Annotated in this window: 16 protein-coding genes; 7 read left to right on the top strand and 9 right to left on the bottom strand. The window is 73.5% G+C overall.

All coding sequences use genetic code 11. The annotated features are described in order from the left end of the window. Positions 1–58 precede the first annotated feature (58 nt). From rocD to RNC47_RS34145, 4 genes are all read right to left on the bottom strand, one after another. On the bottom strand, positions 59–1306 hold the full coding sequence (gene rocD, locus RNC47_RS34160; RefSeq protein WP_311604535.1) for an ornithine--oxo-acid transaminase: 1248 nt from the start codon (positions 1304–1306) through the stop codon (positions 59–61). Continuing rightward, positions 1303–2085 carry a dimethylargininase gene (gene ddaH, locus RNC47_RS34155; RefSeq protein ID WP_311604536.1) on the bottom strand — a complete coding sequence of 261 codons (783 nt, stop codon included), beginning with the start codon at positions 2083–2085 and terminating at the stop codon, positions 1303–1305. The genes rocD and ddaH overlap by 4 nt, the downstream gene beginning before the upstream one ends. A gap of 155 nt (positions 2086–2240) precedes the next feature. Further along, positions 2241–2732: an Lrp/AsnC family transcriptional regulator gene (locus tag RNC47_RS34150; protein WP_311604533.1), complete on the bottom strand. Its 492-nt coding sequence runs from the start codon at positions 2730–2732 to the stop codon at positions 2241–2243. After that, positions 2729–3703: a YihY/virulence factor BrkB family protein gene (locus tag RNC47_RS34145; RefSeq protein ID WP_311604531.1), complete on the bottom strand. Its 975-nt coding sequence runs from the start codon at positions 3701–3703 to the stop codon at positions 2729–2731. The genes RNC47_RS34150 and RNC47_RS34145 overlap by 4 nt, the downstream gene beginning before the upstream one ends. 187 nt (positions 3704–3890) lie before the next feature. Between RNC47_RS34145 and RNC47_RS34140 the strand changes: the two genes are divergently transcribed. Continuing rightward, the gene (locus tag RNC47_RS34140) at positions 3891–4172 is read left to right on the top strand and encodes a dsRBD fold-containing protein (protein WP_311604529.1); all 282 of its coding nucleotides are present in this window, start codon (positions 3891–3893) and stop codon (positions 4170–4172) included. Positions 4173–4187: 15 nt separating this feature from the next. Here the strand turns inward: RNC47_RS34140 and RNC47_RS34135 are convergent, their stop codons facing one another. Further along, on the bottom strand, positions 4188–5048 hold the full coding sequence (locus RNC47_RS34135; RefSeq protein ID WP_311604527.1) for a PhzF family phenazine biosynthesis protein: 861 nt from the start codon (positions 5046–5048) through the stop codon (positions 4188–4190). Between the two features lie 120 nt (positions 5049–5168). Between RNC47_RS34135 and RNC47_RS34130 the strand changes: the two genes are divergently transcribed. Next, entirely contained in the window at positions 5169–6827 is a 1659-nt protein-coding gene (locus tag RNC47_RS34130; protein ID WP_311604525.1) for an alkaline phosphatase D family protein, read from the top strand. Between the two features lie 45 nt (positions 6828–6872). On the opposite strand, the gene RNC47_RS34125 is transcribed toward RNC47_RS34130, so the two are convergent. The 4 genes from RNC47_RS34125 to RNC47_RS34110 are packed head-to-tail and all read right to left on the bottom strand — an operon-like array spanning position 6873 to position 8255. Beyond that, positions 6873–7319 carry an HIT family protein gene (locus RNC47_RS34125; RefSeq protein WP_311604523.1) on the bottom strand — a complete coding sequence of 149 codons (447 nt, stop codon included), beginning with the start codon at positions 7317–7319 and terminating at the stop codon, positions 6873–6875. Between the two features lie 38 nt (positions 7320–7357). After that, positions 7358–7546 (bottom strand): hypothetical protein, encoded by a 189-nt coding sequence (locus tag RNC47_RS34120; RefSeq protein ID WP_311604521.1) that lies wholly within the window; start codon positions 7544–7546, stop codon positions 7358–7360. Between the two features lie 56 nt (positions 7547–7602). Further along, positions 7603–7830, bottom strand: coding sequence for a hypothetical protein (locus tag RNC47_RS34115; protein ID WP_311604519.1), 228 nt, complete (start codon positions 7828–7830; stop codon positions 7603–7605). Beyond that, complete coding sequence (locus tag RNC47_RS34110) at positions 7827–8255, bottom strand: hypothetical protein (RefSeq protein ID WP_311604518.1); 429 nt, start codon at positions 8253–8255, stop codon at positions 7827–7829. Before RNC47_RS34110 ends, RNC47_RS34115 begins: the two co-directional genes overlap by 4 nt. A gap of 299 nt (positions 8256–8554) precedes the next feature. Between RNC47_RS34110 and RNC47_RS34105 the strand changes: the two genes are divergently transcribed. The 5 genes from RNC47_RS34105 (at position 8555) to RNC47_RS34085 (ending at position 13480) form a co-directional block, all read left to right on the top strand. Then, positions 8555–9586, top strand: coding sequence for a helix-turn-helix domain-containing protein (locus RNC47_RS34105; protein ID WP_311604516.1), 1032 nt, complete (start codon positions 8555–8557; stop codon positions 9584–9586). Positions 9587–9605: 19 nt separating this feature from the next. After that, a complete protein-coding gene (locus RNC47_RS34100; protein WP_311604515.1) occupies positions 9606–10181 on the top strand; it encodes an HD domain-containing protein in 576 nt (191 codons plus the stop codon). Between the two features lie 18 nt (positions 10182–10199). After that, positions 10200–11012: a class I SAM-dependent methyltransferase gene (locus tag RNC47_RS34095; RefSeq protein ID WP_311604514.1), complete on the top strand. Its 813-nt coding sequence runs from the start codon at positions 10200–10202 to the stop codon at positions 11010–11012. Positions 11013–11147: 135 nt separating this feature from the next. After that, positions 11148–12482 (top strand): Bcr/CflA family multidrug efflux MFS transporter, encoded by a 1335-nt coding sequence (locus RNC47_RS34090; RefSeq protein WP_311604512.1) that lies wholly within the window; start codon positions 11148–11150, stop codon positions 12480–12482. Further along, positions 12479–13480 (top strand): small ribosomal subunit Rsm22 family protein, encoded by a 1002-nt coding sequence (locus tag RNC47_RS34085; protein ID WP_311604510.1) that lies wholly within the window; start codon positions 12479–12481, stop codon positions 13478–13480. Before RNC47_RS34090 ends, RNC47_RS34085 begins: the two co-directional genes overlap by 4 nt. Positions 13481–13866 lie beyond the last annotated feature (386 nt).

The raw sequence follows: 13866 nt of genomic DNA, 5'->3' as shown, positions 1-13866 counted from the left end.
GGTGGGTGGGGAAAAACCCGTGAAGCGGCCGGGTCGCGGATCCGCACCGCCCGCCGTGCTACGCGGGCCTATGGCCCGCTTCGCGGGCCAGCGTCTTGGCCAAAGTCTCGATCGCCGTGGTGAGTTCGTCCTCCGTGATGGTCAGCGGTGGCGCGAGCCGGATCGTGGAGCCGTGGGTGTCCTTGACCAGGACGCCCTCGCGCAGCAGGCGTTCGCCGATCTCGCGGCCGGTGCCGATGGTGGGGTCGATGTCGACGCCGGCCCACAGGCCGCGACAGCGGTAGGCGAGGACACCCTCGCCGACCAGGGCGGAGAGGCCGGCGTCCAGGATCCGGCCGAGTTCGGTGGCGCGGCGCTGGTAGGTGCCGGTGCGCAGCAGGTCGAGCACGGCGGAGCCGACGGCCGCCGCCAGCGGGTTGCCGCCGAAGGTGGAGCCGTGGCTGCCGGGGGTGAGGACGCCGAGGACGTCCCGCCGGCCGACGACCGCGGAGACCGGGACGATGCCGCCGCCCAGCGCCTTGCCGAGCAGCAGCAGGTCGGGCAGGACGCCCTCGTGCTCGACGGCCAGCGTGCGGCCGGTGCGGCCGAGGCCGGACTGGATCTCGTCGGCGATCCACAACACGCCGGCGCGGCTGGTCAGTTCGCGGACGCCGGCGAGGTAGCCGTCGTCCGGGATGATGACGCCGGCCTCGCCCTGGATGGGTTCGATCAGCACGGCGGCCGTGGTCTCGTCGATCGCGGCGGCCAGCGCCGGCAGGTCGTTGTAGGGGACGGTGCGGAAGCCGGGGGTGAACGGGCCGAAGCCGTCCCTGGCGTCCGGGTCGTCGGAGAAGCCGACGACGGTGGTGGTGCGGCCGTGGAAGTTGCCGGCCGCGACCACGACGGTGGCCCGGTCGGGGGCCACGCCCCGCACCCGGTAGGCCCAGCGGCGGGCCACCTTGACGGCGCTCTCCACGGCCTCGGCGCCGGTGTTCATCGGCAGGGTCAGGTCGAGCCCGGTGAGTTCGGCGAGGCCCTCGGCGAAGTCGGCGAGCCGGTCGTTGTGGAAGGCGCGCGAGGTGAGGGTGAGCCGGTCGAGCTGGCGGTGCGCGGCCTCGATCAGCGCCGGGTGGCGGTGGCCGAAGTTGAGGGCCGAGTAGCCGGCCAGCATGTCGAGGTAGCGGCGGCCCTCGACGTCCTCGACCCATGCGCCCTCGGCGCGGGCCACGACGACGGGCAGCGGGTGGTAGTTGTGGGCGAGCGTGGTCTCCTCGGCGCGGATCAGCTCGGTGGAGGAACGGTGGGCGTGGCGGGCGGGGTTCGTCATGGCCGGAGCTCCTGGGTGCAGCACTTGATGCCCCCGCCGGCCTTGTGGATCTCCGACAGGTCGACGGGGACGGGGACGTAGCCGCGCTCGGCGAGGCGGCCGACGAGGCCGGTGGCCTGGGGCGCGACGAAGACGTGGCGGCCGTCGGAGACCGAGTTGAGGCCGAAGGCGAGCGCGTCCTCGCGGGTGGCGAGCAGCGCGTCGGGGAACAGCTCGGCCAGCGTGGCCCGGGCCTCGGCGGAGAAGGCGCCCGGGTAGTAGGCGATGTTCCCCTCGGGGCCGTCGTCCAGCGCGAACAGCGCGGTGTCCAGGTGGTAGAAGCGCGGGTCGATCAGCGGCAGCGTGACCACCGGGAGGCCGAAGTGCCGCCGCACCTCCTCGTGGGCGGCCCGGGTGGTGCGGAAGCCGGTGCCGGCCAGCACCAGGCCGCGGACCGGGACCAGGTCGCCCTCGCCCTCGCAGACCTCGGTGGGCTCGTGGACCTGGTAGCCGGCGTCCTTGTACCAGGTCCGGTAGGCGCCGGACTCGGGCTGTCGCTGCGGGGCGTGGAACCTGGCGCCCAGCATCCGACCGGCCACCACCAGCGCCGAGTTGGCGGCGAACACCATGTCCGGCAGCCCGGGCACCGGGGCGATCGTCTCCACGGTGTGGCCGTGCGCGCGGTACGCGTCGACCAGCGCGGTCCACTGGGCCTGGGCGAGGGACCGGTCGACGGTGCCCGTCGGGTCCATCCAGGGGTTGATGGCGTAGGCCACGTCGAAGTGGCGCGGCTCGCACATCAGGTAGCGCCGCGGGCGGGCGAGCTTGCCTGGCACTGGCGACTCTCCTCTCGGTTCTTCCCTTTGACGGTAGAAACGGGAGGATGTGGGCGACAAGAAACGGCACTTGCGCGTGTGCGCAAGACCGTTGCGTCGTCAGGCCGCCAGGCGGCGATTCATTGCGCGGGAGGGGGGCTCGGGCTGGCTCCGGCCTCGGGGGAGTTGGCGATCAGGTGGGAGAGGACGATCTGGCTGATCGTCTTGCGGATGAACGGCTCGGCCCTGATCCGCTCCAGCACCCGCTCGAAGTGCTCGATGTCGGTGGCCCTGATGTGCAGCAACGCGTCCGCGCCGCCGGTGACGGTCATCGCCGCGGTGATCTCCGGGTAGTCGCGCACCACCTCGGCCAGCCGGCGCGGCGGGGCGGCGCTGTCGCAGTAGACCTCGACATACGCCTCGGTGCGCCAGCCGAGCGCGCCGGGCAGCACGGTCGCGGTGAAGCCGGTGATCACGCCGGCCTCCCGCATCCGGTCGACGCGGCGCTTGACGGCCGGCGCCGACAGGCCGATGGCCGCGCCGATCTCCGCGAAGCTGGTCCGGGCGTTGGCGATCAGCGCGGCGACGATCTTCCGGTCGAGGTCGTCGATCGGCACGGGCGGCCGGGTCACGGCAGGTCGTCCTTCCCGGTCGTGGGCCTGGCGGGCACCGGCGCCCGGCCGGCGGCCGGCGGGTACGCCGGCAGCGGCGGCACGGCCGGGCGCGGCGGCGCCGGCGGAGGCGTGAGCCGGGCCAGCTCCGCGTTGAACTGGGCCCCGGCGAGCAGGCTCAGGTTGGACACCCACAGCCACACCAGGAAGACGATGATCCCGGCCAGCGAGCCGTAGAGCCGGTCGTAGGTGCCGACCCCCGAGGCGTACAGCGCGAACGCGGCCGAGGTCACCAGCCACAGCAGCACCGCCAGCGCCCCGCCCGGCACGCCCCTGGCCGGCACCCGGGCGCCCGCCGGGCCGGTGCGGAAGAGCACCAGCACCAGGCCCGTCACCAGCAGCACGAGCAGCGGCCACTTCAGCAGCTCCCACGCCGTGCTGCCCGCCTCCCCCGGCCCGAGGAGCCGCCCGATCACGCGCACCGCGCCGCCGGTGAGCACCAGCACCGTGGCGCTGCCGACGAGCAGGGCGAGCAGCCCGAGGGCGGACAGCATGGTGCGGGGGATGGTCCGCCACGGTGCGCGGTGGTCGGTCACGCCGTGCATCGCGTGCTGCACCCGGCGGAAGATGGCCAGGTAGTTGTAGGCGGAGACCAGCGCGCTGACCGCGCCCACCACCGTCACCACCCAGGCCGCCGAGCGCTGGTCGGCCAGGTCGTGCAGCGCGCCCACCACGTCCCCCCGGGATCCGGCCGGGACCAGCGCGCTGAACTGCCACAGCAGCTCCTGCGCCACCTGGTAGTCGATGATCCCGATGACCGACAGGGCCACGAAGAGGGTGGGGAAGACGGCGAGCACCGAGTAGTAGGTGAGCGCCGCCGCCCAGTGGTCGATGTCGTCCCGCCACATCGACACCGGGGTGCGGCGCAGGGCCACCGCCCATCGGGCGGGTGCCTCGCCGCCGCTGGGTCCTGCTGTCGTTCGCTCCGGCATCGGTCCACCTGGTCTGTCGTACGGCCCGGCTTCCCCCAGCCCCCAGCTTGCCAGCACCCGGGCCCCAGCCCGGCACGGGGCCCCGACCAGGGGGTGTGCAGTGGCGGCGAGCGAGAGCGACCATGGAAGAAGGGCGAATGCCCGAGCACTCCTCAGACGTTCCCGATGCTCACCAGGGAGGCCGATCATGGCACACGAGGAGACCTGGAACGTGCGCCTGTCCATCGACTCGAGCGACGACGGCGGGCGGATGACGCGCGCCGAGGCGCGCCTGGAGGACCGACCGGACGTCGTGCTGGTCACCGAGGGCGTGGCCCGCGCGCATCCCGCCGACGAGAACGTGCCCGACATCGGGCGCGAGCTGGCGGTGGCGCGGGCGCTCTCCGAGCTGTCGCACCAGTTGCTGCACACCACGGTGCAGGACATCGAGGCGCACACCCACGAACGGGTGACGCGGCTGCGCGTGTGAGGCGCCGCGCGCCCGCTACGCCGTCCCGTCCGGGATGCGGACCGCCGTGCCCGAGACGTGGACGCGGGGGTCGCCGGCGCGCAGTTCGACCGTCAGCAGGGACGGCCGGCCGAGGTCGTGGCCCTGGTGCAGGGTGAGGACCGCCGCCGGCTCGACCAGGCCGAGTTCCCGCAGGTAGCCGCCGAGCGCGGCGGCCGCGGCGCCGGTCGCCGGATCCTCCACGACCCCGCCCACGGGGAACGGGTCGCGCACGTGGAACACGGTGGGCGACTCCCGCCACACGAGCTGTAGCGTCGTGAGGTCCAGGCGCAGCATCAGGGACTTCAGCCGGTCGAAGTCGTAGTCGAGGGCGGCCAGCCGCTTGCGGCCGGCCGCCGCGAGCACCAGGTGCCGGGCGCCGGCGAACGCGATCACCGGCGGCAGGGCGGGGTCGAGCTCGTCGGCCGACCAGTCGAGCGCGGCCAGCGCCTCGGCCAGGTCGGCGGCGGCGACCGGCTCCTGGTGCGGTTCGACGCTGGAGAGCGTCGCCGCTGGCCCGTCGTCGCCCGGCCGCACCACGACCGGAATCTCGCCGACGGGCGTGTGGAACGTCAGTTCGCCGGGGCCGAGCCGCTCGGCCAGCGCCACCGCGGTGGCGACCGTGGCGTGCCCGCAGAACGGCACCTCGGCCAGCGGGCTGAAGTAGCGCACCGCGTACCGGCCGGCCTCGCCGGTCGGGGTGAGGAACGCGGTCTCCGAATAGCCCACGGAGGTCGCGATGTCCTGCAGGGCCGCGTCGGACAGGCCGGTGGCGTCCAGCACCACGCCCGCCGGGTTGCCGCCCTCGGGGTCGGTCGTGAAGGCGGCGTAGCGCAGCACCTCGGGATCGTTGGTCATGCGGCGTTCAACTCGCGGCCCACCGCGGCTATTCCGGCCGGCCGGATTGTCATGGAAACGCCATGTGCGCGACGGACGCGGGATGGCCGGCGGACGGTCGGCTTCGCTGCACTCGACGATATGACGCACTCCTCCTCTCCCACCCGCTCTCCCGAGTCCTCTCCCACGGACGCGCTGCGCGCCGCGGCCCGGCTCCTCGACCGACGCCGCTTCCTGACCGTCACCGGCGCCGCCGCGGCCATCGCCTTCTCCACCAACCTGCCCAACGCCGCCCAGGCCGCGGAACCGCTGGCCCCGGAGGCGCTGACCGTCGACCCCTTCACCCTCGGCGTCGCCTCGGGGGATCCGCGCCACGACTCGGTGGTGCTGTGGACGAGACTCGCGCCCGAGCCGTTCGCCGTCGACAGCGGGCTGCCGGCCCAACCGGTCACCGTGCGCTGGGAGATCGCCAGGGACGAGGCGTTCCGTCGGATCGAGCGGACCGGCCGGGCCGACGCCCACCCCGAGTTCCACCACGCCGTGCACGTCGAGGCCGACGGGCTGCGCCCCGCCACCACGTACCACTACCGCTTCCACGTCGGCCGCTGGACCAGCCCCACCGGCCGCACCAGGACCGCGCCGGCCCCCGGCGCCCACGCCGAGTCGCTGCGCTTCGCGCTGGTCTCCTGCCAGCGCTACGACCAGGGCTACTTCACCGCCTACGGCCACCTGGCCCGCGAGGAGAACATCGACGCCGTCCTGCACCTCGGCGACTACCTCTACGAGTACCCGGTCAACTCGGCCGCCGGCGCCCGCGGTTACACCGGCCCCGACGCGCTGCCCGCCGCAGTCAACCGGGAGACCGTCACCCTGGAGGACTACCGGCTGCGCTACGCCCTCTACCACCGCGACCCGGACCTCAGGGCCGCGCACGCCGCGCACCCGTTCGTCGTCACCTGGGACGACCACGAGGTGGAGAACAACTACGCCGGCTCGATCCCCGAGAACAGCGTGCCGCCCGAGGAGTTCCTGGTCCGCCGCGCCGCCGCGTACCGCGCCTACTACGAGAACATGCCGCTGCGCCGCGCCCAACTGCCGCACGGCCCCGACGCCCGGCTCCACCGGCGGCTCGACTACGGCCGCCTCGCCCAGCTGGACATCCTCGACTCCCGCCAGTACCGGGACGACCAGGCGCTCGGCGACGGCTGGCAGGTCCCGACCGACGAGGTCGCGGTGCCCGGGCGCACGCTGCTCGGCGCCAGCCAGGAGCGCTGGCTGGCCGACGGCTGGCGCCGCTCGCGCGCGGTGTGGAACCTGGTGCCGCAGCAGGTGGTGCTGGCCCGCCGCCGCAACCGGGTCGAGGGCCCGTGGCCGCTGTCGATGGACGCCTGGGACGGCTACCCGGCCGCCCGCGAGCGCTTCCTGACCGCCGCCCGCGACGCCGGCGTGGACAACCTGGTGGTGCTGACCGGGGACGTGCACGTCCACTACGCCTTCGACCTCAAGGCGGACTGGGACGACCCGGCCTCCCGCACCCTGGGCGTCGAGCTGGTCACCAGCTCGATCTCCAGCGGCGGCAACGGCTCGGAACGACCGGCCAACTGGCCGGCCCTGACCGGCGCCAACCCGCACCTGCGCTTCTACGACGGCCGCCGCGGGTACGTGGTGCTCACCCTGGACAGCCGCCAACTGACCGCCGAGTACCGGGTGGTGCCCACCGTCACCACCCCGGGCGCCGGGGTCCTCACCGCCGCCACGTTCACCTCGCGCGCCGGCGACCCCGGCCTGCGGCCCGCGTAGTCCGGGCGACGCCCGGCCCGCCACCTCCGGCGGCGGGCCGGGGCGTCACCGGGGGGTGAGCGCGGCGCGCAGCCGTTCCGCGTAGGCGCGACGGCGGTCGGCGGGGAGCCAGTCGGGCTGCGGGGGCGTGCCGTAGAGGTCGTCGCCCGGGTAGCGGGGGAAGAGATGCTGGTGGAAGTGCCAGACCGTTTGGTCGCCGGCCGGCTCGTTGTGCTGGCGGGTGGAGACCCCGGCGCAGCCGTAGGCGGTGCGCATGGCGCGGGCGAGTACGCGGGTGGCGTCGAAGACCGCGTGGCCGTCGGCGGCGGGCAGGTCGTAGAGGTTCTCGTGATGGGCGACGGGGATGACCAGCAGATGGCCCGCGTTCCGCGGCCACCAGCGGGGGCAGACCAGCGCGAAGACGCGCTCGTCGCGGTAGACCACGTCGGGTTCCCGGTCCGGGGTGAGGTGGCAGAACGGGCAGTGGTAGTCGGCGGGTTCATGGTTGTACACGGGCACCTCCCGGTTGCGTGTCGGTCCCGGCGGGGCGCTCAGGAACCGGCCGGCGGCCACTCGACGAGCCCGCCGCCGGACCGCAGGGCCGTGGCGAGGCCGGTGAGGGCCTCGGCGGCCTCGCGCGCCTCCTCGACCAACAACGTCCGGCGATGCTCAGCCAGTTCGGAACGTCCGGCCTCGGTCTCCCCGTCGAACACCTCGCGGAACTCGGCGACTCGTCGCATCGGCTCATGGTCCACACCCTGAAGCCAGGCGGGCCCTTCCGCCAGGCGGCGGGTGGTCAGGAGGAATCGGCAATCGCCACGAGGGCGCCCGCGTCAGCGGTCCACTCCACGCCGCTGCCGTCGACTGGCCGCAGGTGTGCCTCGACACGCAGGACCCGCCCGGTGCCGCGAGCCACGTGTTCCAGCACCCCGTCCAGCCGGCCGACACGGCCGGTTGTGGGGTCGGTGACCAGTTGGCCCATCAGCTCGTGGCGGCCCCAGCGCAGGGTGACGCTGACGGTCACCGCGTCGGCGCCTTCCCGCGTTTCCACAGGCAGGTGGTGGCGTGGTCGGCGTTCACGACGACAGGGTGGTGACAGTACGAGCACGTCACGGGCACATTCGGCTCGACGGGCCCCTCCCGGCCGGTCACCACGGTGACGGCGTCCTCGGAGTGGGCGGTGGTGGCGCGTACCGTGAAGCGGGAGCCGTCGCCTTCATGGGCCACCAGGAGCCGACAGCGCGGGTCGTGCGCGACGTGCTTGAGCACGTCGCGCAGCAACTCCGAGACACCTACCCAGGCCGGCATCACGGCGTCCGGGGCGCCTCCGACCTTCGCCACCGCCTCCGCGGCCACGCGACACCACCGCTCGACGTCCTGCGCGAGAGCCGTTATCTCCCAGGTGTACTCCTCATCACCCTCGGCGCCTTGCACGATGACGACGGTCATGGGACACCTCCCGGGGCGGTTACCGAGTAACGCGAACGCAGTCGGGTCGTCGCTCTGGGCGACTATGCTGTGCGTTGTCCGACGTGGCGGTTCGGCAGGTTCTCAACCTACGGTGACCAGCGGACCCAAAAAACTGACGCAGAGTACAAGTTGCGCATGGCGCAGGCACCGGAAGGTGGACCATGGCCTCAGCTCAGTCCCCGCCCCGTCGCGGAACCCATACCGGTGGTCAGGGTTCCCGTGTCCGCAGGCAGGCCGGGGGTGTCAGCGGGTACCTGCTGAAGATCATTCGGGAACGCGTGCCGTCGACCCAGCGTCACCTCGCCGAGCTGCTGGGCGTGGACATCACGACCATGCAGGGCTGGGAATCTGGCCGACGCCCCCTGTCGGCCATCTCCGTCGCGCAGTTTCAGACCATCCGCCGACGACTTCTGAAGTGCGGCGCCGATCCCGAACTCGTGGTGCTTCTGGAGGCCGCTGGTCAGGCGGACGCGGTCATCACCCACGCGCTGGAGAACCCGGTGCCCTCGCGGCAGAGCGTTGAGCACCATCCCCTCGCCCAGTGGGTGTACACCCGAACTGCCGCCCACATGATCGCCTGGGCACTCACGGGGGCGCCCCCGGCGGCGCTTCCGCAAAACCCTCCCGAAACGCCGCGTCGGCGAGGGCCGACCCCCGATTCCCCGCTCCTGCCGGCAGCGGAGCGTCAGGCTGCGTTCAGCCACCTCAGGCGGTGCGCCGAGGAAGCCGAAAGGCTCGGCCAAGACGGAGCCCTACTCCGGCGACAGGCCGTCTACCTGTGCAGCTATGACAGCGCCCCAGACACCCACGCCTGGGTCGGCCACATGCGCAAACCGATGCGGTTCACCTTCACCTCGCCCCTGGAGTGGTCGGACGCACGGTCGATCGCCACCTCCCTGACGAGGCACGGGGAACAGGATGTGCTCTGGGCCTTCATCGACCACGGCATGCGGGACGATGCCGGAGAAGCCGCCAACTTGAACTACTGGGCCTACTGGCTTGGACTGGACCCTCTTCCGCGGGCCGATGACGGCTTCATGGCTTCCCGTTCCTCGCGGCAGTGGGATGCGAGCGCTCTGCTACGGGCCATGGCCAGTCGACTCGACCCCGGCTTGGCGTGTATCGACCTGAACGTGCACTCGGTGTGGGCCCTGCTTGCCGCGCACCCGGCATTGCTGACGGTTGACGCGCGCCTCACCGCCGACCTTGCTGGTCGGGTGCTACGACTGCTCGACTCGGACAGCGCGTCGTCGCGAGCCCGGCGGGAGCTGGAGCAGTTGAACTACGGTCTACGAATGACCAGAGCCTGATCCACAGAGAGGACGCCGCATGTTGGACGAGCAGCACGCCCGGGGGGCGGTCACGTACCTCATGGAGATGGGGACGCTCAAGCGCGGCAAGCGCAGCGGGTGGTGGATCGCGGGTGTGAAGGATCCGGAGACGATCGCCGAGCACAGCTTTCGCACGGCGATCATCGGGTCCGTGCTGGCGATGCTCGAAGGCGCCGATCCGGCGAAGGTGGCTCTGCTGTGCACCTTTCATGACACCCAGGAGACGCGCGTGGGCGACATCCCGTGGGTCGGACGTCGCTACCTCACCGCGGCCAGGAACGAGGACGTCACGGCGGACCAGGTGGCCGACGCCCCTCCGGTCGTGGCCGCCGGGATCCAGGCCATCGTGGACGAGTACGAGAACGGCGACTCCCTCGAAGTGCTGGTCGCTCACGACGCCGACAAGCTGGAGTGCATGATCCAGGGCCTTGAGTACCTGGAACAGGGCTACCGCAACGCCCAGGAGTGGGTGGACAGCACACGGGCGAAGCTCAAGACGCCATCGGCCATCGCACTCGCCAACGCCGCCCAGGGCATGTCCTCGGCCGAGTGGCAGCGCACCTACCTCCGGTAACCACGGAGTCCGACTCACATGACTGCTCCGCGGATTGCTCCCGAGGTGATGGCGTTCTACACCTCGAAGGTCACCGAGGCCGACCGCTTGTCGTCGTCGGCCGACGGCATGCTGGAGCTGCTGCGTACCCAGGAGTTGCTGCGCCGCTACCTGCCCGACGCCCCGGCGCGGGTGCTCGACGTCGGCGGTGGGCCCGGGACGCACGCGCGGTGGCTGATCGCGGACGGTTACGACGTGCACCTGGTCGACCCGGTGCCCCGTCACGTCGACCAGGCCCGGCGGATCGCCGGGTGTACGACCGAGCTGGGCGACGCACGTGAACTCACCACGGCCGACGCCTCGTTCGATGTCGTGCTGCTCCTCGGTCCGCTCTACCACCTCACCGAGGCGGGCGATCGGCGGCAGGCTCTCGCCGAGGCGTTCCGCGTACTGCGACGCGGAGGGCTCCTGGCCGCCGCCGGCATCAACAGGTATGCCTCACTGTTCGAGCACACGGCGTTCGCGCACCTGCACCGGGACGACGTCCGGCGGAGCATCGCGGGAATCCTCGAGTCCCGGGTCCATGACGGGAAGAAGTCCTTCACCCAGGCGTACTTCCACAGCGCGGAGGAGCTGCGGAGCGAGGTCGCGGCGGCGGGGTTCCAGGGCGCCGAGGTGCTGGGGATCGAGGGGCCGACCTGGGGGATGCTCAAAGCGACGGAGCAGTTCACGGGGGAGTCGGCGATCGGCACGCCGCTGTTCGAGTCGGCGCTGGCCGCGGCCCGGATGGCGGAGCCCTATCCCGAGCTGCTGGCCGCCAGTTCGCACCTGCTCGGCGTGGCGCGGCGCTGAGCGGCGGCGTCCGGAGCCGGGGCGTGTGACCAAACGCACCGCGTGGGGTCCCCCGGAGGGAGGAAAAGAAGCGGGGATGGTCGGGCCAATCATGGGATGATCGGATTGTTCCGAGCGCTATCACCGGAGAGGTGCATGACTCAGCCCGGCCAATCCCCGACGGCCGAACCCGCCCAAGACCACACCGCCACCCAGATCCCCCGGCCCGCCACCGCCGGCGAAGGAGCACCGAAGCTCTCACGCCGCAGGCGGGCCGGACTGCTGCTCACCCTCATCCTGGGCAGCCTCACCGCCCTCACCCCGCTCTCCATCGACACCTACCTCCCCGCTCTCCCCGAGGTCGCCGACAGCCTCGGCACCGGCGCCGCCACCGTCCAGCTCACGCTGACCGCCTGCCTCCTCGGCCTCGGCCTCGGGCAGCTGATCGTCGGCCCGATGAGCGACCAGCTCGGCCGCCGGCTGCCGCTGCTCGCCGGCATGAGCGGCTACGTCCTGGCCTCCGTGGCCTGCGCCGTCGCGCCCAACGTCGAGACGCTCACGGCCTTCCGCCTCGTCCAGGGACTCGCCGGCTCGGCCGGCGTCGTCATAGCGCGCGCCATCGTCCGCGACATGTTCGACGGCGTCGCCATGGCCCGCTTCTTCTCCACCCTGATGCTGATCTCCGGCCTCGCCCCCATCCTGGCCCCGGTGTTCGGCGGGCAGCTGATGCGGTTCACCGACTGGCGCGGCATCTTCGTCGTCCTCGCCGTCGCCGGGCTGCTGCTCACCCTGGTCGCGGCCCGCTGGCTGCCGGAGACGCTCCCCGCCGAGCGCCGCGAACGCGGCGGCCTGCCGGCCGCGTTGCGCACCATGGGCGGCCTCTTCCGGGACCGCGTCTTCACCGGCCACCTGCTGGTCGGCGGCCTCACCTTCGCCGGCCTCTTCGCCTACGTCGCCGCCTCCCCCTTCGTCATCCAGGAGATCTACGGCGCCTCCCCGCAGACCTTCAGCCTGCTGTTCATGGTCAACTCCGTCGGCCTGGTCGTGATGAGCCAGGTCAACGGCAAGGTCCTGGTCGGCCGCGTGTCCACGCACCGGATCATGGCCGTCGGACACGCGCTGCTGGTGCTGGCCGCCACCTCCCTGCTGCTGATGACCACCGGCGTCTTCGGCGACGTCGGCCTGGTGCCCGTCGCCACCGGGCTCTTCGTCCTGATGGGCGCCATGCCGCTGGTGCTGCCCAACGCCAACACCGAGGGACTGCAGCGGGCCCCGCACGCGGCCGGCTCCGCCGCCGCCCTGCTCGGCGCCTCGCAGTTCTTCGTCGGCGCCGTCGCCTCGCCGCTGGTCGGCGTCGCGGGCGAGGACACCGCCGTCCCGATGGCCGTCGTCCAGCTCGCCTCGGTGCTGCTCTCCGCGGCCTGCTTCCTGCTCCTGTGCCGCCCGTGGCGGCGCGCCGCCCCCGCCGCCGTGCCTACACTGCGGCGGTGACCAGCCCCACCACCACGCCCCTGGGCGCCGCCCTCGACCGGCTGCTCGACGGCCTGCCGCCACGGCAGGCCGCGGCGGCCGTCGAGCGGCTGATCGCCAGCTACCGGGGGCGCACCGTCGCCGCGACGCCCATCCTGCGGGACCGGGCCGACGCCGTCGCCTACGCCGCCTACCGGATGCCGGCCACCCACCAGGCGATCGCCGCCGCGCTCGACCAGCTCGCCGCGCGGCTCCCCGACTGGGCCCCGGCCAGCCACCTCGACCTCGGCGGCGGCACCGGCGCGGCGGTCTGGGCGGCGGCCGACGCCTGGCCCGGCGACCGCGAGACGGTCGTCGTCGACTGGTCGGAGCCCGCGCTCGCGCTCGGCCGCGAGCTGGCGGCGGCCGCCGCGTTCCGCGTGGAGTGGCGCCGCGAACGGCTCGCGCCCGGCGTCCAACTCCCCGCGGCGGACCTGGTCACCGTCTCCTACCTGCTCGGCGAGCTCCCCGAGACCGCCCGCGACGGGGTGGTGGACGCGGCGGCCACGGCCGCCGGCGCCGCCGTCCTGGTCGTCGAGCCCGGCACCCCCGACGGCTACCTGCGCGTGCGTGCCGCCCGCGACCGGCTGCTCGCCGCCGGCCTGCGGGTGGCCGCGCCCTGCCCGCACGACGCGGCCTGCCCCATCGAGCCGGGCGCCGACTGGTGCCACTTCGCGGCCCGCGTCGGCCGCTCGGCGCTGCACCGGCGGGTCAAGGGCGGGGTGCTGCCCTACGAGGACGAGAAGTTCTCCTACGTGGCGGCGACGTGCGGGCTGCCGCCGGCAACGCCGGCCCCGTCCCGGGTGGTCCGCCGCCCGCAGCTCCGCAAGGGCCAGGTCCTGCTCGACCTGTGCGAACCGGACGGCGACGGTGCCGGTGCCGGCGCCGTCCTCCGGCGGGAGACCGTCACCCGCCGCCAGGGCGCGGCCTACCGCACTGCGCGGGACACGCCGTGGGGCGGCGTCTGGCCGGCGACCTGACGACCGCCTCCCGACTGAGGGACGGCCTGTGGCCGGGCCGTGCGGTGCGGTGCGGTGCCGCGCCCACCCACCCGCCCCGGCGGGTGGCCTCGCGCGGCGCGGTGGCGGCCTGCGGCCAGCCGTCTGCGGCTTCGCCGCACGGGGGCGGCCCTTCCGGTGCCGTGCCGCCCGCCCTTCGGCCTGCGGCCGTGCGGTGCCGCGCCCACCCACCCGCCCCGGCGGGTGGCCTTGCGCGGCGCGGTGGCGGCCTGCGGCCGTGCGTGCTGCGGCGTCGCCGCAGGCGGTGCCGTGCCCGCCCGCCCTCCGGGCGGGGTCTCGCGGCCGGGGGCGGCCGCGCCCGCCCACCCGCCGAGGGCGGGTGGGCGCGGCGGTGCGGCGGAGTCGCC

It is taken from the genome of Streptomyces millisiae, from assembly GCF_031845425.1.
In the GTDB taxonomy this organism is placed as follows: Bacteria; Actinomycetota; Actinomycetes; order Streptomycetales; family Streptomycetaceae; genus Streptomyces; species Streptomyces millisiae.
This window is presented reverse-complemented; position numbering and strand designations above follow the sequence as displayed.

Coding starts and splice junctions, on each gene's coding strand:
- rocD (WP_311604535.1), bottom strand. CDS start 1,306: ATGACGAACCCCGCCCGCCACGCCCACCGTTCCTCCACCGAGCTGATC.
- ddaH (WP_311604536.1), bottom strand. CDS start 2,085: ATGTGCGAGCCGCGCCACTTCGACGTGGCCTACGCCATCAACCCCTGG.
- RNC47_RS34145 (WP_311604531.1), bottom strand. CDS start 3,703: ATGCCGGAGCGAACGACAGCAGGACCCAGCGGCGGCGAGGCACCCGCC.
- RNC47_RS34140 (WP_311604529.1), top strand. CDS start 3,891: ATGGCACACGAGGAGACCTGGAACGTGCGCCTGTCCATCGACTCGAGC.
- RNC47_RS34135 (WP_311604527.1), bottom strand. CDS start 5,048: ATGACCAACGATCCCGAGGTGCTGCGCTACGCCGCCTTCACGACCGAC.
- RNC47_RS34130 (WP_311604525.1), top strand. CDS start 5,169: ATGACGCACTCCTCCTCTCCCACCCGCTCTCCCGAGTCCTCTCCCACG.
- RNC47_RS34120 (WP_311604521.1), bottom strand. CDS start 7,546: ATGCGACGAGTCGCCGAGTTCCGCGAGGTGTTCGACGGGGAGACCGAG.
- RNC47_RS34110 (WP_311604518.1), bottom strand. CDS start 8,255: ATGACCGTCGTCATCGTGCAAGGCGCCGAGGGTGATGAGGAGTACACC.
- RNC47_RS34100 (WP_311604515.1), top strand. CDS start 9,606: ATGTTGGACGAGCAGCACGCCCGGGGGGCGGTCACGTACCTCATGGAG.
- RNC47_RS34095 (WP_311604514.1), top strand. CDS start 10,200: ATGACTGCTCCGCGGATTGCTCCCGAGGTGATGGCGTTCTACACCTCG.
- RNC47_RS34090 (WP_311604512.1), top strand. CDS start 11,148: ATGACTCAGCCCGGCCAATCCCCGACGGCCGAACCCGCCCAAGACCAC.